Below are 19,319 nucleotides of genomic sequence, written 5' to 3' on the forward strand. Positions count from 1 at the left end.
AGAGCATGAGAAGGCGAGACGCATGATCGGTCAGCTGTTGTCCAAGGCGACGGTGCCCGTCGGAGTGGTGGGCATCATCCTCCTACTCATCGTGCCCATCCCGACCGGGCTCCTCGATGTACTCATCGTCCTGAACATCTCGTTCGCGCTGCTGATCCTTCTCACCGCGATGTTCGTGAAGAAGCCGCTCGACTTCTCGGTCTTCCCCAGCCTGCTGCTCGTCGCGACGCTCTTCCGGCTCGGTCTGAACGTCGCGTCGACGCGTCTCGTGCTCAGCGAGGCGCATGCGGGCCAGGTGATCCAGGCGTTCGGAGAGATCACGATCAGCGGATCCCTCGTGATCGGTGCAGTGATCTTCCTCATCCTCACCGTCATCCAGTTCGTCGTCGTCACCAAGGGTGCAGAGCGCGTCGCCGAGGTCGGAGCACGGTTCACCCTCGATGCCATGCCGGGCAAGCAGATGGCGATCGACGCGGATCTGAACGCCGGGCTGATCACCGATACCGAGGCGCGCAAGCGTCGAGCCGAGGTGGCGGCAGAGGCAGACTTCTACGGCGCGATGGACGGTGCGTCGAAGTTCGTCAAGGGTGACGCGATCGCGGGCATCGTGATCGTCATCATCAACTTCGTCGGCGGCATCATCATCGGCATGGTGCAGCACGGCATGGAGGTCGGCGACGCACTCGAGACCTACAGCATCCTGACGATCGGTGACGGTCTGGTGACCCAGATCCCCGCACTGCTCATGGCGGTGTCGACCGGCATGATCGTGACTCGCGAGAACGCCGAGTCCGAGATGGGCCAGGCGGCCGGTCGTCAGCTCATGCAGTCGCGCAACGCCCTCGTGATCACGGGCCTCGCGGCCATCGCGATGGGCTTCATCCCCGGGATGCCTCTGGTGATCTTCTTGGCGATCGGGGCCGTGCTGCTGTTCGCGGCATCCCGCGTCAAGGCGAGCGAAGACCGCGATGCCGCAGCGGAGGCCGATGCGCTGCAGCAGGAGGCCGTCGAGGCCGGGGTCGAGGGGCCCGAAGAGCTCATGGACAGGATGCGCGTGCATGCTCTCGAGATCTCTCTGTCTCCTGACATCGTCGACCTGGCGTCCGGGGGAGCAGGGGATCTGCTCACCCGGGTGAAGTCCCTTCGTCGCAAGCTCGCTCTCGACATCGGCATCCTGATGCCGCCGGTGCGCACCCGCGACAACATCGATCTGCCGGCGCAGACCTACTCGATCCTGATCGCCGGGGTCGAGGCCGGCCGCGGTTCGGTGCCGCGCGGGCACGTGCTCGCGATCGGAACGGGTCTCGAGCAGCTTCCGGGCACGGCCGTCGTCGACCCCGTGTTCGGCCTCGAGGGCAAGTGGGTGCCCGCCGAGATGTCGCGCGCCGCCGACATGGCGGGCGCGACGGTGATCGACCGGGCGAGCGTGATCATCACCCACCTCTCGGACATCGTGCAGAGCCAGGCCGATCGGCTCCTCTCGCTCGAAGACGTGCGCCAGCTGACAGAGCACCTGAAGCAGTCCAGCCCCGCGACAGTCGAGGAGCTCACCCCGGCGGTGCTGTCGCTCGCGGCGATCCAGCGAGTCCTGGCGGGGCTTCTCGCCGAGCGGGTGCCGATCAACGACCTCGCCCGCATCTACGAGGCGCTCGCCCTCCGGGGCAAGACCTCGACCGAGACCGCGGGGCTGATCGACGCGGCCAGAGCGGCACTCGGGCCGGCGATCGCCGCGCGCTTCGCCGAGGATGGACGGATCCGTGTCGTCATGTTCGACCCGATGCTCGAACAGCAGATGCTCGAGGGGATGCGGGTCATCGACGGTCATCCGCAGATCGTGCTGACTCCGGAGTCGACGATGCAGGTGCTCGACAATGTGCGGCGCACGGTCGCCGAGCTCGAGCAGGTGGGTCCGGAACCCGTGCTCGTGTGCGCTCCGTCTCTGCGTCAGGCCGTGCGACGGATGGTCTCGTCGCAGGTCAGCGGCCTCCCCGTGCTGTCGTACGACGAGGCCGCGGCGGGCGGCCTCGCGACCGATGTGGTCGGGGTGGTGCGCATGACGCAGTCGGCTCTTCCGAGCGCGGCGGTGTAACGCCGGATTCTGCTCATTTACGAGTTGAGTGCGATACGTTTGTGAGCAGAGGGCGCAACAGCGCTCACGCCATGGAAGGCAGACGACGCATGCTGGTACTCACGAGACGCGCCAACGAGAGCATCGTGATAGGCGACGACATCACCGTCACCATCCTCGCGGTGACCCCCAGCGGCGTGCGCGTCGGCATCGATGCCCCTCGGGACAAGCGCATCAACCGCGCCGAGATCGTCCTCGCAGTGAGCGATGCGAACCAGGAAGCCGTCCAGACATCCTCCGACGAGTCTGCGGAATCGGTTCTCCTCGGTGTCCTGGGAAGAACGACCCCCGCTCCCTGATCCGCTCGCACGAGCGTCATCTCGCCGCACTCCGAGTTACTGGCCCGCTCCTTGTCGCGATAGTCGTGGATGTGACGGGCGATCCCGTCATGGAAACCGTGACATGACGAGGTGACGAATCGTGGCCGCTCACGACCTGAGCATGCAACTGATGCGAGAGCGCGACCTTCTCGAGGTGCTGCTCTTCAAGCTCGACGAGCAGCAGATGCTGCTCGCGACCGGACGCAACCGCTGGATCCACCATGCGGCGAACGAGATCGAGCGGGTCATCGCGGCCATGCCGACGGTCGCCCTCTCGCGTGACACGCTGGTCATCGCGGTGGCCGACGAATGGGGCGTGCCCGAGGCGACGACGCTGCGCGATCTGATCGAGGCCGCGCCGACCGATGCGTGGCGTGAGATCCTGACGGGTCACCTCGACGCGATGACGACCCTGGCCGACGAGATCGGTGACATGAAGAAGGTCAACGAGCAGCGACTGCGCACGGCCATCCGGGTGACGCAGGAGACGATCGCAGGTCTCGGCGTGCCGACCGGCGAGTACGACACGCACGGCGATGTCGTCCGCGGCGGAGACTCCCGACTCCTCGACACGAGGGTGTGAGGCGACGATGTCTTCTTTCGCAGCACTCCGACTCGCAGAATCCGCGCTTTCCGCCGCCCGAGCGGGAATGACCGTGACCGGTCAGAACATCGCCAATCAGGCCACCCCCGGTTACACACGCCAGCGCGTCGAGCAGACATCGTTCTCCGCGCCGGGGCAGACGGGACTCTGGCCGTCGGGACTCGGCATCGGCGGCGGAGTCGGGGTGACCGGGATCGCGCGGCTGGGCGACGACATCCTCGATGCTCGCGTCCGTGATGCTCTGTCGACGTCGGGCTTCTGGGTCGCTCGCGCGACGGCCGCCGGCAGTGCCGAAGACGTGCTGGCCGAACCGACGAAGGACGGTCTCGCGGCGAATCTCAACCGCTTCTGGGCCGGCTGGTCCGACCTCGCCAACACGCCGGACCCGGCGGCAGCACAGGTCGTGCTCACGAACGCCAACGTGCTCATCGGACAGGTCGCCGCGGGTTACCAGACGATCGCCGGGCAGTGGAGCGATCTGCGCGGACAGGTCGACAGCCAGCTGGCCGACGTCAATGCCGTCGCAGGTCAGGTGGCCTCGCTCAACGGTCAGATCAGGGACGCACTGCAGTCCGGGCGCAACGCCAACGAGCTGATCGACCAGCGCAACGTCCTCGCTCAGCAGCTCTCGACCGCGGTCGGTGCCAAGGGCATCGTCGAGGCGGATGGAACCCTCACCCTTCGCGTCGACGGCAATGCGCTCGTGTCGCGCGACAGCAGTCGCGCGCTCGTGGCGAGCGGGCCGCGTGACATCGCCGACGCCGGTCGGATCACCGTCGCGTGGGCCGATCGACCAGGCCTGGCAGTGCCGATCACGGGCGGTATCGTCGGCGGCACGATCAGCGCGCTCGCCCCCGCATCCGACGGCGGCACGCTCGCGGGAGTCGCAGCGGCATACAACGAGACGGCGACCGCGCTGGCGACCGCTGTGAACGACGTGCACCGCACGGGTGTCACATCGTCCGGTGCTGCCGGGGGCGATTTCTTCGCGCTCAATGGTGCCGGCCCAGCTGCTCTCGGGCTCAGCGTGGTTCCCACCGGTCTCGACCAGCTGGCTCTGGCAGCGCCGGGAGCCGGCGCCAAGGACACCACGATCGCCGACCGCATCAGCGCGCTCAGTGCATCGGCGACAGGGCCCACCAAGACCTGGTCGACCTTCGTCACCGGGTTCGCGGTCTCCGTCGCGGGCGACCTGCAGCGTGCCGACATCGCCGATATGGGAGCTGTTGCGGCGGTCACCGCCCAGCAGTCGAACTCGTCGGTCGACGGCGATGAGGAGACGATCAACCTCCTGACCTACCAGACCGCCTATCAGGCAGCGGCCCGCGTGCTGACCGCTGTCGACGAGGCTCTGGATCTGTTGATCAACCGCACCGGCCTCGTCGGCCGCTGACTCTGGGGAGAGTGAACATGATCGGTCGCATCACGAGCAACACCATGACGCAGCAGTCCCTGCGGACTCTGCAGACCAACCTCGCAGACCGCGAGCGCCTGCAGAACCAGGCGGCCTCGCAGCGCGCCTTCCGCTCGCCGAGCGAAGACCCTGCTGCGGCAGCCACAGCGCTCGGCGTGCACGGCGACCAGTCGCGCGTCGCCCAGTTCGCGCGCAACCTCAGCGACGGGATGGCGTGGGTGACAACCGTCGACACCGCTCTCGGAGCCAGTGCCGACCTGCTCAACCGTGCGCGGGATCTCACTGCTCAGGGTGCGAACTCCGGGGCGCTCAGCCCGACGGCGCGCGAGTCGATCGCGCAGGAGCTCGAGTCGATCAGCGCGGAGCTGCTCGCCAAGGCGAGCACGAGGGTGCTCGGTCGCAGCGTCTTCGCCGGCACGAGCGATGCGGGATCTGCCTTCGACGCCACCACCTTCACGTTCAACGGCGGGGCGGGCGACGGAGTGCATCGCCGTATCAGCGACAACGAGACGGTGCGCGTCGACTTCGACGGCTCGCAGGCGTTCGGCGAGGGCGCTGACAGTGCGTTCGCCCTGCTGAAGGACATCGCGGCGGACCTGCGCAGTGGCGTCGAGGTCGGCGCACGTCTCGGCGACATCGACGCGCGCTTGAAGGACGTCAATGCGGCGCGAGGAACGACAGGCGCTCGTCAGGTGCAGATCGAGCGCGCCTCGGCCCAGAACCTCGCGGCATCGATCGATCTCGAAGCCCGCCGCACCGAGGTCGAGAACGTCGACAGCCTCGAGGTGCTCGTTCGTCTGCAGTCGGCCGAGCTCGTGTTCCAGTCCGCACTGCAGGTGACGGCCCGATCGCTGCAGACCAATCTGATGGAGTTCCTGCGATGAGTGCGTCCACCGACCAGATGACCGAGGCGCTGGACGTCGAGTTCGCGTCACCCATGCCGGGCCTGAGCCCGCACACGGCGTTCACCCTCGAGCGGATCGACGGCGCGGAGGGGCTGCACGCGCTGCGCGCCACGGATGCCGATGTGCGGCTGTTCCTTCTCGATCCGCACTCCGGGGACTACGGCTACGAGCCGACCGTTCCCGCCGACGTGCGAGCGCAGATCGGCGCCGCCGACGATTCCGAGGTCCGTGTGTTCGTCGTGGCGAACCCGTCTGCAGACGGCGTCTACATCAACCTGCGCGCTCCGATCCTCATCCATGCCGAGTCCGGCCGCGCGGTGCAGGCGATCCTCGAGGACCAGCGGTACCCGATCCGCGCGCTTCTGGGCGGGTGAACGCGCGTCCGGTTCGCCGACTCTTCCGGCGGGGCGGACTCTCGGCAGGCAGTGGATTCTGAAATTCACCGCATATACCAAGCAAGAGCAACTATCCTCTGAAGAGCACAGGCTGGGGTACTGGCGGGATCCCGGCGTCGTCGCAGGAGATCGGGGACCTGGGGCACGTCACGGATGCGGTTGGTAGGGGTACAGCGCAAGGCGCTCGGCGACGAGCGACATTCCATGGGACGGAAGACAACATGAGCACATCAAGAACGCTCGAGACGAATCGGGTGAGCAAGCGGGAGTTCGTGCAGAGGTTCGCACGACGCGGCGGCATCTCGGTTCAGGCGGCACAGACCGCGTACACCGCGATGATCGACGAGCTCCTCGACCTCGTCGGCCGGGGCAACACGGTGACGCTCACCAACTTCGGCAAGTTCTATCCGCAGACGCACAAGGGTCATCGTGTGCAGTTCGCGAAGGATGACGGAGACGCCGAGGTCAACGACTACACGGTGCTGAAGTTCTCTGCGACTCGAGAGGTGAACCGGCGGGTCAAGGTGAACGACTAGTCATCGTTATCTGAACGTAAACGAGAATCCCCGGAGGTTTTGGCCTCCGGGGATCTTTCATGCCCGTCTCGCCCCTAGCATGTAGTTGAATGTAGTTCCGGTCGCTGGGGAGAGGCCACGCTGTGAGTCGCTGGGGAGGGCTTGCACTTACAGTGAAAGAGGCGAATTCGATGCCTATGCGCCCCCATGACCAGCTCGTGGTCGATCACCTGCACATCGTCGGCGCGGCGACGGCGTACGTGGCCTCACGCATCACGCATGTCTCCCGTGACGACCTCGCCTCTGCCGGTGCGTTCGCACTGGTCCGCGCTGCCGAGAAGTTCGATGCGAGCCTCGGTGTGCCCTTCGGCGCGTTCGCGCGGGCGCGCGTCAACTGGGCGTTGAAAGACGAGCTGCGGTCGATGGACTGGGCACCTCGAGACGTAAGGGTGCGGGCCAAGCAGACGATCAAGGTCAGGCAGACCCTCTCGGCAGCGCTCGGCCGCACACCCACCGTGGCGGAGATCGCGGCAGCCATGGGCGTCGACACCGCTGTCGCGCGAGAGGGACTGGCGGACGCCGACCGTCTGATCACGAGCCTCGACGCGCCCGATGCGCCGGAGATCGTGTGGACCGGCTACCTTCCGGAAGAGCTTGCCATCGCTTCCGAGCGCGACGAGTTCCTGCGACGGGCCGTCGACGCGCTGCCGGAGCGCAAGCGGTCGATCATCACGGCGATCTACTTCGACGACCGCACGGTGACGGAGCTCGCTGACGAGCTGGGCGTATCGCACGCCGCCGTCTCGCAGCAGCGAGCCGCAGCGGTGCGCATGCTCCGCGATGCGCTGGACCGACACTACGCCGACGCCCCGCCGACCGAGTCCACGCCGACCCCGCGCTCATCCGCGTCCGGCCTGGACGCGTATTTCGAGCGCCTCGCCGCCAGCGGCCAACGGTTCACCCGCGCGATACTGTCGCACGCCGTCGGCGTCTGATCAGGAGCCCGCAGACCGACGCTTCGGCGAGGTCGGTCAGAGACCGAATCCGTAGTTCGCCTGCCCCACCAGAATGAGGTTGACCGTCGTCGGGTAGACCTCGGGCTCCTCATCTTCATCGTCGAGAAGCTCGAGCTTATGGATCGGCACGAAGATGCTGCCGTCCGGTTCGAAGATGAGATCCTTGGGCACGAAAGACGCGAAGATCGACCGCGTCGCGTTGCGCAGTTCGAAGGTGCGCCCGACGTCGCCCCGCTCGAAGAGGTTCATCTCGACCTCATCCGACCAGACCTTGCCATCGGGGAAGCGGGCCTCGATGCGATACGTGCTCGGCTCGACCGACTTGATGTTGAGGTCCTCCACGACGTCCGCGAACAGCGCGTCCGGCTGCTCGAGCTCGAACGCGATGGCACGGAGGTGGTCGTAGTTGAGGCGAGCCCGGCGCGAGAACAGGGCGACGTTCTCGATCTCGTCGGGGTCGGCGTGCGGAGCCTGGTCGATCAGGTACTGCCGCACCTCGTCAGGACCGGGGTACTCGAATCGCATGTGGTAGTGGAATCGCCCTGGGCGGTTGACGATGTAGGTGCTCACGTCGCTGATGTCGTTCACGGTCAGGCAGTAGATGCGCTTCACAGACGACAGGCCGTCGAACAGCGACAGGAACTGGTTCTGCCGATTGTCTCCCTCTGCGCCGCCGCGGCGACCTGCAGGGAAGACCTTCTCGAACTCGTCGAAGATGATCAGGCACTCGTCGAGCGTGTCGAGGAACTCGACGATGCCGTCGTTGTCCTCTGAGACGATCACCACAGGCAGGCACTGCTCGCGGGCCTCCTCGGCGACCATGCGCAGGAACAGCGTCTTGCCGATTCCCTTGTCACCCGAGAGCATCACGCCGAGGCTGCGATCGGTGAGGGCATAGGAGCGGAAGATCTTGTCGACCTTCTTGTCGCGGCCGCCGTAGACGCGCTCGGTGCCCACGGTGAGGTCGTCGATCTTGATCAGACTGAATCCCTCTTTCGAGGTGAAATGCACTCGATAGGTGCCGAGAGGGAACTCGTGATGCGTGCGGACGGCCGCGTCGTACACGCGGACGTGTCCGCCGGTCTCGATGTAGGTGCTGGTCAAGATCCTTCTCCTTCGCTCCCCGTACTCATATATCGGTCGAGATTCGATCGCCGTAAGGGGTTCGGGAAGAAACTTTTCGCAGTACCCTGAGCCAACAGTGGGCGTGGGGACGCCCGGGTCAGGGGATCCATCATGGGCGAGTACGCAGAAGACGAACAGCCGGTCGCAGGTTCGATCGTCATCGTGGTCGAGGCCGCGCCGCAGGGGCTGATGCAGTACACGCTCGATCCCGACGACCGGCAGCCCGCATGGCAGGCGGTGCTCGTCGCTCACGACGACGCCGTGATGGGGGCCGCGACCACGCCTGAGCAGACGGCGGAGCTGCTCGTGCGCGGGAGCGTCGAGTGCATCAAGCAGAGCATCCCGAGCCTCGAGGTCGGTGGGTTGACCATGCGACCCGAGCTCGGCCCGAACGACAACGCACAGATCGTCGCGGCCGGCGAGGCCAGGTTCCTGAGGTCTGAGTGGGAAGCGGTCGTCAGGCTCGCCGACGGTCTACCTGAGGTCTGACTCCGAGCGGGGTCTCCCACGCACGCAGCGTCGTCAGCCGGGCGTCAGGTACGCGTCGACGATCATCGGACCGCGGATCTGACGGAGCTCGTCGATGATGCGCTCGAGGCCGCGAGCGGAGACCGACGGCATCTGCAGGTCGTGGGGGCCGAGCGGTTCGAGTCGTCCTGTGCGGATGCGGATGACCTCCCAGCCGGAGGAGCGCAGGGCACGGTCTTTTCGCAGGTCCGTCTGCTCTCGTTTGCCGATGTGCTCGAGTCCGTGGCGCCCGACGGTGTCGTACTCGATCGCGACGCGAAGCTCAGGCAGCAGGATGTCTGGCCAGACCTCGGTGTGACGGAAGAAGGGGCGCGCCACCTTTACCGCGTTGACACCAGGCTCGAAGGCGATGCGAGAGGCGAGTGCTGCGCGGAGACGGGCTTCGGCGGCGGATGCCGGTGCAGGAGCGCACACGCTCGAGAAAGCCTCGCCGGTCGGCAGAGCGGGAGTCTTGCCGCACAGTTCGAGCTGCGGTTTCGGGCGCCGCGGGATCGCGCGGGCCTCACCCAGCACCACGGGCTGAGGCCTGGCCAGCATGGAGCACTCCGGGCACCATGCCGACTGGCGCCGCACCCGCCCCGGTCGCTCGCGCTGTTCCGACGGAGTCGCGGCGAAACGGTGGCCGACCCGGCATTCCCAGCACAGCAGCACGTCGGCCGCCAGCGGCACCTGCGAGAGCGCGATGCCGTGATTGAGCTCAGGGTGGTACTGGCGGATCAACTCGGGGTAGGCGGCCCATTGCGAGCGATAGGTGCCGACCTCGTAGGGCACGTCTCGCCCTCGCGAGAACTGGCGTCTCGCCCACCACGACTGCACGGGTTCGGTCACGTCGGGCAACCTACCTGTCGCCGCCGACATCGCCAGGGGGCGTCGGACGTGACAGACTCGCGGAGAGGAACGAGTCCGGTGAACGGACAGAGGGAGTCATCATGCCGCAGCGGATCGTGATCAGTGGCGCATCAGGTCTGATCGGCACGGCCCTCGCGTCGTCTCTGCGCTCAGACGGCGTGGAGGTGACGACCCTCGTGCGTCGCCCTCCGCGCGACGCCTCCGAGGTGCAGTGGACGCCGGGGGAGCGCGAACTCGACCCCGATGTGCTGGCCGGTGCTGACGCAGTGGTGGCCCTGGGCGGGGCGAGCGTAGGCCGCCTGCCGTGGACCCGTCGCTACCGCCGTGAGCTCGTCGAGTCCCGGCTGACCACCACTCGCACGCTCGCGACGGCGGTGCGCACACTCCGCGACGATGCTCCGTCGCTCGTCTCAGCATCCGCGGTCGGCTACTACGGCTCGGCTCCCGGCGAGATCCTGACCGAGGCATCTCTCGCCGGCGACACGTTCCTCGCTCAGCTCTGCGTGCGGTGGGAGCAGGAGGCGCTGCGTGCGGGGGAGCAGACGAGAGTGGCGCTGCTGCGCACTGCCCCGATCATCCATCGCCAGGGTGTGCTCAAACCGCTGATCCAGCTCACCCGCTTCGGGGTCGCGGGTCCCATCGGGCCCGGCACCCAGATCTGGCCGTGGATCTCTCTCGAAGACGAGGTCCGCGGCATCCGACACGTGATCGACCAGCGCCTCGAGGGCCCCGTGAACTTCACCGGCCCGACCCGCGCCTCGGCGAACGACATCGGTCGCGCACTCGCACAGAAGATGCGGCGTCCGTTCTGGATCCCCGCTCCGACCTGGGCGCTGAGACTCGCGCTGAGCCGTGCTGCCGCCGACTCGCTGCTCGTCTCGGATGCCGATGTGAGACCGGCGGCGCTCGAGGGCTCCGGGTTCGAGTTCTCCCACAAGACCGCGAAGCAGGCCGTCGACGCGGCGATCTGATCGCGGTGCGTCGACGACCACGTCTGGTCAGTGCGCGTGCGGGTCGCGCCGGTTGAGCGTCTCGACCACCTGCGCGTAGTCGCCCCGAGCCTCGCCGTAGCGCAGGAACTTCACGTTCTCGACCTGGATCTCGGTCGCGTCCGGCTGGGTCTCGATCAGTTCGACGACCTCGGTGACGAACTCGTCGAGGGGCATCGCGAAGTCGCTGGTCTCCTGCCCCGGCATGAGGGATGTACGCACAGCGGGGGGTTCGAGCTCGAGCACGCTCACGCTCGTGCCGGCGAGCTGCAGGCGCAGCGATTCGCTGAGCATGTGGATGGCTGCCTTCGTGGCGTTGTACGAGGGGGTGACGCGCAGCGGCGCGAAGGCCAGACCGGACGACACCGTCATGATCGTGGCATCCGGCATGGTGCGCAGATGCTCGATGAAGGCCGCGATCAGCCGGATCGGGCCGAGCAGGTTCGTGGTGACCGTCGCCTCGGCCGTCTCGAGGAACCCCTCGGGCGACTTCCAGTCCTCGGGGCGCATGATCCCGGCCATCGCGATGACGACGTCGAGGGAGGGATGCGCGGCCAGGACGGTCTGCGCGGCCGTGCGGATGCTGTCGGCATCCGTCATGTCGATCTGGACGGTGTCGATGCCCGGGTTCGCCGCGGCGATCTCGTCGAGCAGCTCGGCACGGCGCCCGCCCACGATCACGGTGTTTCCTCGTTCGCTGAAGCGCTGGGCGAGCGCGAGGCCGATGCCGCTCGTGGCGCCGGGGATGAAGATGGTGTTTCCGCTGATGTTCATGCCTCCACTCTTCGGCCTGGCGGAGCGGCTCACCAGAGACGGCCCATCCAGGGATCCGCGGTCCCTGGATGCACGACGCCGAGCACGAGATACTTCACTGGTGGACAGAGAAGCACTGGCCGAGTTCCTCGTGCGACGCAGGGAGCAGCTGAAGCCGTCGGACGTCGGGCTCGGCGCGGGAGCGCGCCGCCGTACTCCCGGTCTCCGCCGCGAGGAGGTCGCCCAGCTCGCAGCGATGTCGACCGACTACTACGCGCGCCTCGAACAGCAGCGAGGTCCGCAGCCCAGCGTGCAGATCCTCGCCTCACTCGCGCGGGCGCTGCGATTGACTCCCGACGAGCGCGACTACCTGCATCGCGTCTGCGGGCACAGCGCCCCGGACCGCACGACGTTCACCGACTATGTGCATCCGGGCTTGCTCCGTGTTCTCGACCGCCTCGATGACACGCCGGCCTTCGTCGTCTCCGTGCTCGATGAGGTCCTGATCCAGAATGACGCGGCCCGGGGTCTGCTCGGAGACGTGAGCGGACTGGAGGGGATCGAGCGCAGTGGGATCTACCGATGGTTCGCGCACCCGCACGACGAGCGCGGGCGCTACCCGGAGCAGGATCACCCACGGCACAGCCGCGTGCTCGTCGCATCGCTGCGATCCGCTTACGGGGCGCTCGGCGAGCGCTCTCGAGCCGGTGAGATCGTGCGCGAGCTCACCGCGCGCAGCCCGGAGTTCGCCGAGCTGTGGGACGTGCACGAGGTGCGGCGGCGTTTCGACGACCACAAGGTCCTGATCCATCCCGAGATCGGCCCGATCGAGGTCGACTGCCAGGCGTTGTTCACCGAGGATGAATCCCAGGCGCTCATCGTGCTGACAGCGGCGCCGGGCAGCGACGCTGCGAGCAAGCTCGAACTGCTCAGAGTGCTCGGGACACAGCGGGTCTGACCGGCACCCAGCACGACACCCTGCTGCTGTAGTCGACGAACTCCGACCCGAATCTCGCTTCCAGATCCGCCTCCTCGAGCGGGCGCACGACCGAGTTCCAGAGCAGGGATCCGAACAGCGAATACGCGACGACGAGCCAGGAACCCAGGATGAGGCCGACGCTGATGCCCTGTGCGATGCCGGCGACCGCCATCGGGTTGCGCACGTAGCGGTACGGACCGGTGATCACGAGCCGCCGCGCCATCTGCGACGGGAGCGGGGTGCCCTCACCCTCGACCGACATCGATACGGCCGACCAGATTCCGAGGGCGGTCGCGGCGGCGAGCAGCACCCCGCCGGCCAGGTGGACCACGAGCGGAACCTCGATGCGCAGCGACCATCGGGCCTCCACGAGCGACACCACGATGGGTATGGCCAGCAGGAAGGTGCCCCAGAAGAACAGCGTCTGCAGTCCGGTGCGGGCGAGCAGCGCTCGCGTTCCGATCCTCGCAGCCGGCCGGAACGAGAGCGGACCGGTGACCAGCCATTCCACAGGGGCTCGCCCACAGAGCAGGACGATACCGGCTGCGATGCTCGCCCCGGCTGCGATCACCATGACCAGGGCGCCCCATCCGGCGAGACCCGTTGCCGTGGCGTAGACGGCCATGCCGGCGGCCACGATGGTCGTCCACGGAACGGCGACCCAGAGAGCCCATCGTGAACCGGCTGCGACCACCGCCGAACCGACCACGAAGAGCGGGATGTCGAACACCGCCACGAGTCCAGCAGGCAGGTCTCCGAGGGTGAGGCGACGCAGGTCGTCCGACAGCGCCACCGCGATCCACCATGCTGCTCCGGCCAGAGCCTGCACGGCGAAATACAGTCGAGCCGTCACCGGTGTGATCGGGATCCCTGCGATGACCGGCATGCCGTCAGTCTATGAGCGCCGTCTGCCGACTCCCGCTCAGCAAGCCGCCTCAGGACTCCTCGTGCGAGGCGGGATCCGCGTCGAAGAGCCGTCCGTCTGCGCGTCCGAGCGCCGTGATCGCCTCGACCTCGGCGGTGGTGAGCACGACCTCTCCGGCGGCGAGGTTCGCGACCTGGTGCTCGAGGGAGGACGCCTTCGGGATGGCGACGGTCTCGCGTGCGATGTGCCAAGCGAGCACGGTCTGCGCGGGGGAGATGCCGTGGGCGGCGGCGACCTCGCCGATCACCTGTTCCTCGATCAGCTGCTTCGCGCGACCGAGCGGACTCCACGCCTCGGTGAGGATTCCGTGCTCACGGTGATAGGCGAGCTGCTCGTCCTGCGGGAAGTACGGATGCACCTCGATCTGGTTGACGACAGGGCGGACGCCGGTCTCGCGCTCGATGCGCTCGAGGTGCTCGGGAAGGAAGTTCGAGACCCCGATCTGTCTCACGACTCCGCGCTGTTGAGCCTCCACCAGCGCCTCCCACGCCTGCACATACTCGTCCTGATGCGGGTTCGGCCAGTGGATCAGGTGCAGGTCGATCGCTTCGACACCGAGCCGTGACCGGCTCTCCTCGATGCTCGTCCGCGCCTTCGCGCGCGGGTGATGGCGGCCGGGCAGTTTGGTCGTGACGATGAGCTCCGCGGCGTCCACGTCGGATGCGCGCACCCCGCGACCCACTGATCCCTCGTTCTCGTAGTTGAATGCCGAGTCGATCAGGCGATACCCGGCGCCGATCGCCGAGGCGACGGCATCCGCGCCCGCATCCCCGTTGAGGGCGTAGGTCCCGAACCCGAGAGCCGGAAGAGCGAAGCCGTTGTGCGCGGTGAAGTGGGGGAGAGCGGTCATGCCGCCAGCGTACGCTGGGGCGATGAGCGGACTGCAGAGGATGGCGCCAGATGACGGTGTCCCTGATAATGCGGCGCGGTGTCCCTGCGGCTCAGGAGACGTCTTCGGTGGATGCTGCGGGCCCCTGCTCGGCGGGGCCGCCGCGCCCACGGCGGAGCGCCTGATGCGCTCGCGGTTCACGGCGTTCTCGCTGAAGGACGCCGGGTACCTGCTGGCGACCTGGCACCCTTCGACCCGCCCCGCCGAGATCGATCTCGACGACGACGTGGTCTGGCGACGGCTCGTGATCGTCGATCGCAGCGCCGGCGGCCCTTTCGATCGCGACGGCGAGGTCGAGTTCGAGGCCTTCTGGCAGCAGGGCGCCGAGCGGGGTTCGCTCCGTGAACGGAGCCGCTTCGTGCGCGAGGAGCGAAGGTGGCTGTATCTCGACGGCCAGGTCGGGTGATGGACGTGACCGCGCAGCGACTAGATTTGAGAGCGTGAACGCCAGCCCAGAACACCAGCGCATCCTGCTCGACGTCGCCGACCTGGACCGGCGCATCGCGCAGGCGGAGCGTGCACGCACCAAGCCCCCTCAGGCCGCCCGCATCGCCGAGCTCGTCGCGATCCGTCAGGATCAGCTCCGCGAGCTGACCGCGCTGACCGGCACGCGAGACGACGTGCGCACCGAGCTCAAGCGGCTCGAGTCCGATGTGAAGCTCGTCGAGCAGCGCCGTGCCCGCGACGCCGATCGTCTCGCCACCGCGACGAACTCGAAGGAGGCGCAGGCGCTCGAGCACGAGATCGCCAGCCTCGCGAAGCGCCAGAGCGACCTCGAGGACATCGAGCTCGATGTCATGGGCCGTGTCGAAGACGCCGACGCAGCGGTCGCCGCTCAGCAGGCGCTGCTCGGGACGACCACCGCAGAGGGCACCGGGCTCACCGCTCAGGCCAAGGCCGACGTCGCTGCCGCGACCGACCTCATCGCCCAGCTGACTCGCGATCGCGAGGCAGTGACGGCATCTCTTCCGGCGCCGCTCCTGGCCGACTACGCGCGTCGCGCCGCGAACAGCGCCGGTGCCGCCGTGCTGAGCCGCGGCACCTGCGAAGGCTGCCGGATGCTGCTTCCGGGCACCGACCTCAACGACATCCGCAACGCGCCCGACGACCTCGTGGTCTTCTGTCCCGAGTGCGGATGCATCCTGGTGCGCACCGAGGAATCCGGGCTGTGATCTCTGCGCCGCGAGCGCGACGGCGGTGAACTCGCGGCAGCAGACCGAGCGTCGTGTCGTCCTGGTGGCGGCTCGCTCGGGCGGTTACACCGCGGTGGAGCTCGATGCCGACGACGCCGAGGCCCGTCGTTTCGAGCTCTCCGCGTCTGAGATGCCCACGTGGGTCGCGGCTCAGGAGGGCGAGAACCCGCCGCGCTGGGTGATCCGCAGCGCCAGGGAGATCTACCCCGTCCTCCTCGACGCGGGCGTGCTTCTCAGCCGTTCGCACGACCTCCTGCTCTGCCATGCGATCCTTCGCGACACAGACAAGGTCCCGCGCCCGCTCGCTCCGTCGGAGGCCTGGGTGCGACGCGAACCCGTCGACGAAGCGCCGGCGCTGTTCGACGTCGTCGCGCATGACGCACCGGATGACCCTGTCGGCGAAGCCCTCGACCAGTATCGCGAGCAGCGTCGTGTTCTCAGGGACGGCAAAGACGGACGGCTCACGCTGCTCACCTCGGCCGAATCGGCCGGAGGACTCATCGCAGAGGAGATGCGGGCAGCCGGCCTGCCCTGGAACGAGTCGGTGCACGACGGCATCCTCACCGAGATCCTCGGCACTCGCCCGGTCGCGGGAGGTCTCCCCAGCCTCATGGTTGCTCAGGGCGAGCGGGTGCGTTCTATCCTCGGGGACCCCCAGCTCAACCTCGAGAGCCAGCCGAAGCTGCTCCGTGCTCTGCACCGCGTCGGCGTGCAGGTCGAGTCGACCGGCCGGTGGGAGCTCGCCCAGCACAGCCATGCCGTGGTCGAGCCGCTGCTGGCGTACAAGAAGCTGTCGCGTCTGCTGAGTGCCAACGGATGGGCCTGGCTCGCCGAATGGGTGCACGACGGCCGCTTTCGACCGATCTACATCACGGGCGGTGTTGTGACGGGGCGGTGGGCATCGGCCGGCGGCGGTGCCCTGCAGCTGCCGCGCAACCTGCGTGCCGCGGTGCGCGCTGACGAAGGATGGACGCTGGTCGTCGCCGACGTCGCTCAGCTGGAGCCGCGGATGCTCGCCGGCATGGCGGGCGATCGTGCGATGGTGCGAGCGGCGCAGGGAAAAGACCTCTACGCCGGCGTCGTGGAGTCCGGCGCGGTCGCCACCCGTGAAGAGGCGAAATACGCCGTCCTCGGGGCGATGTATGGAGCGACGACCGGCGACAGCGGGCGACTGGTTCCCCGGCTGCGCAAGGTTTATCCGCGGGCGATGGCGCTCGTCGACAAGGCCGCACGGTTCGGTGAAGACGGGGGAGTCGTGTCGACCTGGCTGGGGCGATCGTCACCTCGTCCGTCGATCGAGTGGGAGGCGATGCAGGCTGCCGCCACCGATCCTGACGTCGATCCCGCCGAGGTGGCGCTCGCGCGGCGTCGCGCGCGCGACTGGGGACGCTTCACCCGCAACTTCGTCGTGCAGGGCACCGCGGCCGAGTGGTCGTTGATCTGGCTCGCTGAGATCAGGCACCGCCTGCAGCGGCTTCCCGAGGCAGAGCGGGAAGCCTCGGCATCCGGGATCTTCGGTTCGCGCGCGCACCTGGCCTTCTTCCTGCACGATGAGGTGATCCTGCATGTTCCTCAGGAGCAGGCGGATGCCGCCGCGGATGCCGTGCGCGAAGCGGCGGCGGTGGCCACACGCCGGCTCTTCGGGGGTTTCCCGATCGATGTCCCGCTCGATCTGCGCATCGCGGAGTCGGCCGAGAAGTAGGACGCTCTGGTCGTAGACTGGACGTGCGAATGGGTCGACTGGACGGTCGCGTGGCGGGAAACCGCACCGAGGAACGTCCGGGCTCCTCAGGGCAGGACGGTGGGTAACACCCACCCGGAGCAATCCGCGAGAAAGTGCCACAGAGAGCAGACCGCCCCGCAAGGGGTAAGGGTGAAAGGGTGGTGTAAGAGACCACCGGGGGCCATGGTGACATGGCCCGCCAGGTAAACCTCGTCCGGAGCAAGGTCAGACAGAGGATGTTGACGCGGCTCGCCGAGTCCTCGGGTAGACCGCTAGAGTGCCACGGCAACGTGTCGCCGAGAGAGATGGCCGTCGAAGGGGCGAAGAACCCCGGAACAGAACCCGGCGTACAGGTCGGCCCATTCGCACTTCACCCCACTTGACCAGAGCGCTTCCGACGCGCTCACGTGCGGTCGTCGTGCCCCCCGAGGTGCGCTTCCGGCTTGTCAGCGTCCGAAGCCTTCCGGCGCTGGAGGTTGCGTCGCACGAGGGGCCAGAACAGCACGAGCACGCCGGTGGCGATGAGGCTCGTCCAGACCTGAGTGCGGCCTCCCTCGCTGAACATCATCACGACGATCACCGCCGCGATGCAGGCGATCAGCAGGATGTTGAGCCAGGGGTGCAGCCACATCTTGAGCTTGAGGTTCGCGACCTCCTCCGGCGTCATCTTCTGGCGGAGTCGCCACTGCGTGAGAGCGATGAAGACATAGACGAGCAGGGCGACGAGGCCGGCCGAGTTCATGATGAAGTCGAAGATGCCCGACCCCGGCGTCAGGAAGTTCACCAGCGTGGCGATGAGTCCGCCGCTGGTGGAGGCCAGCAGCGCCATCACCGGCACGCCGCTCTTCGACCTCTTCGCCACGATCTTGGGAGCGAAGCCCTGCTCGGCGAGCGCCGCGAACATGCGCGATGCCGAGTAGAGACCCGAGTTCAGCACCGAGATGACGGCGGTGAAGATGACGAGCTGCATGATGATGCTCGCCCCGGGGATGCCGAACTGCTCCAGGGCGTAGGTGAATGGCGCATTCGCCACATCGGTCGGAACCGGCAGCTCGTTCCACGGCACGACGGTGACGATGATGAGCACCGAGCCGACGAAGAACAGCAGGATGCGCCAGATGATCGTGCTCGTCGCCTGGCGGATGCCTTTGGCAGGGTCCTCCGACTCGGCGGACGCCATCACGGCGATCTCCGTGCCGAAGTAGGAGAAGATCACCAGCGCGACCCCCGTGAACGCGACGCCGAAGCCGTTCGGAGCGAAGCCGCCGTGCTCCCACAGGTTCGAGATCGAGACCTCGGAGTTCGGCCACAGGCCGAACGCGAACAGCAGACCGGCGCCGAGGAAGACGACGATCGCGAGCACCTTGACACTGGCGAGCCAGAACTCGACCTCGCCGAAGGCCCGGACGGAGATGACGTTCGTGCCGACGAAGATCCCGATCAGTATCAGCGACCACGCCCACGACGGGACTGCGGGGAACCAGCTCGCCATGGTCTCGCCGCCCAGCACGGCCTCGTAGGCGAGCACGCCGACCCAGAAGTACCAGTACAGCCATCCGACGAGGTACGCGGCCCAGTTGCCGAGGCCCACGCGTGCGTACTCCATGAACGAGCCGATGGCCGGCCGCGACGCCGCCATCTCGCCGAGCATGCGCATGGCGAGGAACACGAGCAGTCCGCCGATGAGATACGACAGCACCGCCGCCGGCCCGACAGCGCGGATGACGTTGCCCGATCCGACGAAGAGGCTCGCACCGATGATCCCGCCGAGGGTGATCATCGTGACGTGGCGCGATCGCAGCTTCTTCGCCTGAGGTCTCTCGACGGGCACGAACCCCGCTGTCGTCGCCGGCGAAACCGGCTTCTCCCAGGATGATCCTGATGGTTCGTTCATCTCGAACCTGCCTTTCGTTGCCACGTGGGCCTCATGTCGAGGACGTCGTTCAGAGTTGTCTCGCCGAGAAGGACACGGAAGAGATGCCATGGTGGCATGTTGTTGTGGTTCCGCGCAGTATTTCGGTGGACTGGTCGCTGCCGACCCCGCGCCCGGACATGGAGAAGGGGCCCCC

General features: G+C 67.5%; 20 protein-coding genes and 1 other RNA gene. 15 read left to right on the top strand and 6 right to left on the bottom strand.

Annotated features, from left to right (window positions below):
* Positions 1–22: 22 nt before the first annotated feature.
* From RQG82_RS12865 to RQG82_RS12900, 8 genes are all read left to right on the top strand, one after another.
* The gene (locus RQG82_RS12865; protein ID WP_311259454.1) at positions 23–2,089 is read left to right on the top strand and encodes a flagellar biosynthesis protein FlhA; all 2,067 of its coding nucleotides are present in this window, start codon (positions 23–25) and stop codon (positions 2,087–2,089) included.
* A gap of 89 nt (positions 2,090–2,178) precedes the next feature.
* A complete protein-coding gene (csrA, locus tag RQG82_RS12870) occupies positions 2,179–2,427 on the top strand; it encodes a carbon storage regulator CsrA (protein WP_311259455.1) in 249 nt (82 codons plus the stop codon).
* A gap of 121 nt (positions 2,428–2,548) precedes the next feature.
* Positions 2,549–3,031 carry a flagellar export chaperone FlgN gene (flgN, locus tag RQG82_RS12875; RefSeq protein WP_311259456.1) on the top strand — a complete coding sequence of 161 codons (483 nt, stop codon included), beginning with the start codon at positions 2,549–2,551 and terminating at the stop codon, positions 3,029–3,031.
* 7 nt (positions 3,032–3,038) lie between these two features.
* Positions 3,039–4,445, top strand: coding sequence for a flagellar hook-associated protein FlgK (gene flgK / locus RQG82_RS12880; RefSeq protein ID WP_311259457.1), 1,407 nt, complete (start codon positions 3,039–3,041; stop codon positions 4,443–4,445).
* 17 nt (positions 4,446–4,462) lie between these two features.
* Complete coding sequence (locus tag RQG82_RS12885; RefSeq protein WP_311259458.1) at positions 4,463–5,350, top strand: flagellin; 888 nt, start codon at positions 4,463–4,465, stop codon at positions 5,348–5,350.
* The gene (locus tag RQG82_RS12890) at positions 5,347–5,745 is read left to right on the top strand and encodes a flagellar assembly protein FliW (protein ID WP_311259459.1); all 399 of its coding nucleotides are present in this window, start codon (positions 5,347–5,349) and stop codon (positions 5,743–5,745) included. Before RQG82_RS12885 ends, RQG82_RS12890 begins: the two co-directional genes overlap by 4 nt.
* Before the next feature lie 242 nt (positions 5,746–5,987).
* Positions 5,988–6,302: an HU family DNA-binding protein gene (locus tag RQG82_RS12895; protein ID WP_042541126.1), complete on the top strand. Its 315-nt coding sequence runs from the start codon at positions 5,988–5,990 to the stop codon at positions 6,300–6,302.
* 170 nt (positions 6,303–6,472) lie between these two features.
* Positions 6,473–7,276 (top strand): sigma-70 family RNA polymerase sigma factor, encoded by an 804-nt coding sequence (locus tag RQG82_RS12900; RefSeq protein ID WP_311259460.1) that lies wholly within the window; start codon positions 6,473–6,475, stop codon positions 7,274–7,276.
* Positions 7,277–7,312: 36 nt separating this feature from the next.
* Here RQG82_RS12900 and RQG82_RS12905 read toward each other — a convergent pair whose 3' ends face one another.
* Positions 7,313–8,401: an AAA family ATPase gene (locus RQG82_RS12905; protein ID WP_311259461.1), complete on the bottom strand. Its 1,089-nt coding sequence runs from the start codon at positions 8,399–8,401 to the stop codon at positions 7,313–7,315.
* A 132-nt stretch (positions 8,402–8,533) separates the two neighbouring features.
* On the opposite strand from RQG82_RS12905, the gene RQG82_RS12910 reads away from it, so the two are divergent.
* Complete coding sequence (locus RQG82_RS12910) at positions 8,534–8,911, top strand: hypothetical protein (RefSeq protein ID WP_311259462.1); 378 nt, start codon at positions 8,534–8,536, stop codon at positions 8,909–8,911.
* A gap of 33 nt (positions 8,912–8,944) precedes the next feature.
* Here RQG82_RS12910 and RQG82_RS12915 read toward each other — a convergent pair whose 3' ends face one another.
* Positions 8,945–9,778 (bottom strand): zinc-ribbon domain-containing protein, encoded by an 834-nt coding sequence (locus RQG82_RS12915; protein ID WP_311259463.1) that lies wholly within the window; start codon positions 9,776–9,778, stop codon positions 8,945–8,947.
* A 101-nt stretch (positions 9,779–9,879) separates the two neighbouring features.
* Here RQG82_RS12915 and RQG82_RS12920 point away from each other — a divergent pair, with 101 nt between their 5' ends.
* A complete protein-coding gene (locus tag RQG82_RS12920) occupies positions 9,880–10,770 on the top strand; it encodes a TIGR01777 family oxidoreductase (protein ID WP_311259464.1) in 891 nt (296 codons plus the stop codon).
* A gap of 27 nt (positions 10,771–10,797) precedes the next feature.
* On the opposite strand, the gene RQG82_RS12925 is transcribed toward RQG82_RS12920, so the two are convergent.
* On the bottom strand, positions 10,798–11,562 hold the full coding sequence (locus RQG82_RS12925) for an SDR family oxidoreductase (RefSeq protein WP_311259465.1): 765 nt from the start codon (positions 11,560–11,562) through the stop codon (positions 10,798–10,800).
* A gap of 100 nt (positions 11,563–11,662) precedes the next feature.
* Here RQG82_RS12925 and RQG82_RS12930 point away from each other — a divergent pair, with 100 nt between their 5' ends.
* Positions 11,663–12,499 carry a helix-turn-helix transcriptional regulator gene (locus RQG82_RS12930; protein WP_311259466.1) on the top strand — a complete coding sequence of 279 codons (837 nt, stop codon included), beginning with the start codon at positions 11,663–11,665 and terminating at the stop codon, positions 12,497–12,499.
* On the opposite strand, the gene RQG82_RS12935 is transcribed toward RQG82_RS12930, so the two are convergent.
* Both RQG82_RS12935 and RQG82_RS12940 read right to left on the bottom strand, forming a co-directional pair.
* On the bottom strand, positions 12,471–13,406 hold the full coding sequence (locus RQG82_RS12935; protein ID WP_311259467.1) for an isoprenylcysteine carboxylmethyltransferase family protein: 936 nt from the start codon (positions 13,404–13,406) through the stop codon (positions 12,471–12,473). The two genes, RQG82_RS12930 and RQG82_RS12935, sit on opposite strands and share 29 nt — an antisense overlap.
* A 49-nt stretch (positions 13,407–13,455) precedes the next feature.
* Entirely contained in the window at positions 13,456–14,295 is an 840-nt protein-coding gene (locus tag RQG82_RS12940; RefSeq protein WP_311259468.1) for an aldo/keto reductase, read from the bottom strand.
* A gap of 22 nt (positions 14,296–14,317) precedes the next feature.
* Here RQG82_RS12940 and RQG82_RS12945 point away from each other — a divergent pair, with 22 nt between their 5' ends.
* From RQG82_RS12945 to rnpB, 4 genes are all read left to right on the top strand, one after another.
* Positions 14,318–14,740, top strand: coding sequence for a YchJ family metal-binding protein (locus RQG82_RS12945; RefSeq protein WP_311259469.1), 423 nt, complete (start codon positions 14,318–14,320; stop codon positions 14,738–14,740).
* A gap of 34 nt (positions 14,741–14,774) precedes the next feature.
* Entirely contained in the window at positions 14,775–15,506 is a 732-nt protein-coding gene (locus RQG82_RS12950) for a C4-type zinc ribbon domain-containing protein (RefSeq protein WP_311259470.1), read from the top strand.
* A 25-nt stretch (positions 15,507–15,531) separates the two neighbouring features.
* Positions 15,532–17,229, top strand: coding sequence for a bifunctional 3'-5' exonuclease/DNA polymerase (locus RQG82_RS12955; protein WP_311259471.1), 1,698 nt, complete (start codon positions 15,532–15,534; stop codon positions 17,227–17,229).
* A gap of 30 nt (positions 17,230–17,259) precedes the next feature.
* An RNA gene (rnpB, locus tag RQG82_RS12960) (RNase P RNA component class A) lies at positions 17,260–17,616 on the top strand.
* Positions 17,617–17,653: 37 nt separating this feature from the next.
* On the opposite strand, the gene RQG82_RS12965 is transcribed toward rnpB, so the two are convergent.
* Positions 17,654–19,144: an amino acid permease gene (locus RQG82_RS12965; protein ID WP_311259472.1), complete on the bottom strand. Its 1,491-nt coding sequence runs from the start codon at positions 19,142–19,144 to the stop codon at positions 17,654–17,656.
* Positions 19,145–19,319: the final 175 nt, after the last annotated feature.

Origin of the sequence: Microbacterium sp. WCS2018Hpa-9, from assembly GCF_031843745.1 — a bacterium.
In the GTDB taxonomy this organism is placed as follows: Bacteria; Actinomycetota; Actinomycetes; order Actinomycetales; family Microbacteriaceae; genus Microbacterium.

What these genes read in the sequence shown, in the direction of transcription:
- csrA (WP_311259455.1), top strand. Translation starts at nt 2,179, where the DNA reads ATGCTGGTACTCACGAGACGCGCCAACGAGAGCATCGTGATAGGCGAC.
- RQG82_RS12965 (WP_311259472.1), bottom strand. Translation starts at nt 19,144, where the DNA reads ATGAACGAACCATCAGGATCATCCTGGGAGAAGCCGGTTTCGCCGGCG.
- RQG82_RS12935 (WP_311259467.1), bottom strand. Translation starts at nt 13,406, where the DNA reads ATGCCGGTCATCGCAGGGATCCCGATCACACCGGTGACGGCTCGACTG.
- RQG82_RS12910 (WP_311259462.1), top strand. Translation starts at nt 8,534, where the DNA reads ATGGGCGAGTACGCAGAAGACGAACAGCCGGTCGCAGGTTCGATCGTC.
- RQG82_RS12885 (WP_311259458.1), top strand. Translation starts at nt 4,463, where the DNA reads ATGATCGGTCGCATCACGAGCAACACCATGACGCAGCAGTCCCTGCGG.
- RQG82_RS12865 (WP_311259454.1), top strand. Translation starts at nt 23, where the DNA reads ATGATCGGTCAGCTGTTGTCCAAGGCGACGGTGCCCGTCGGAGTGGTG.
- RQG82_RS12945 (WP_311259469.1), top strand. Translation starts at nt 14,318, where the DNA reads ATGAGCGGACTGCAGAGGATGGCGCCAGATGACGGTGTCCCTGATAAT.
- RQG82_RS12925 (WP_311259465.1), bottom strand. Translation starts at nt 11,562, where the DNA reads ATGAACATCAGCGGAAACACCATCTTCATCCCCGGCGCCACGAGCGGC.
- RQG82_RS12940 (WP_311259468.1), bottom strand. Translation starts at nt 14,295, where the DNA reads ATGACCGCTCTCCCCCACTTCACCGCGCACAACGGCTTCGCTCTTCCG.
- RQG82_RS12900 (WP_311259460.1), top strand. Translation starts at nt 6,473, where the DNA reads ATGCCTATGCGCCCCCATGACCAGCTCGTGGTCGATCACCTGCACATC.
- RQG82_RS12890 (WP_311259459.1), top strand. Translation starts at nt 5,347, where the DNA reads ATGAGTGCGTCCACCGACCAGATGACCGAGGCGCTGGACGTCGAGTTC.
- flgK (WP_311259457.1), top strand. Translation starts at nt 3,039, where the DNA reads ATGTCTTCTTTCGCAGCACTCCGACTCGCAGAATCCGCGCTTTCCGCC.
- RQG82_RS12895 (WP_042541126.1), top strand. Translation starts at nt 5,988, where the DNA reads ATGAGCACATCAAGAACGCTCGAGACGAATCGGGTGAGCAAGCGGGAG.
- RQG82_RS12920 (WP_311259464.1), top strand. Translation starts at nt 9,880, where the DNA reads ATGCCGCAGCGGATCGTGATCAGTGGCGCATCAGGTCTGATCGGCACG.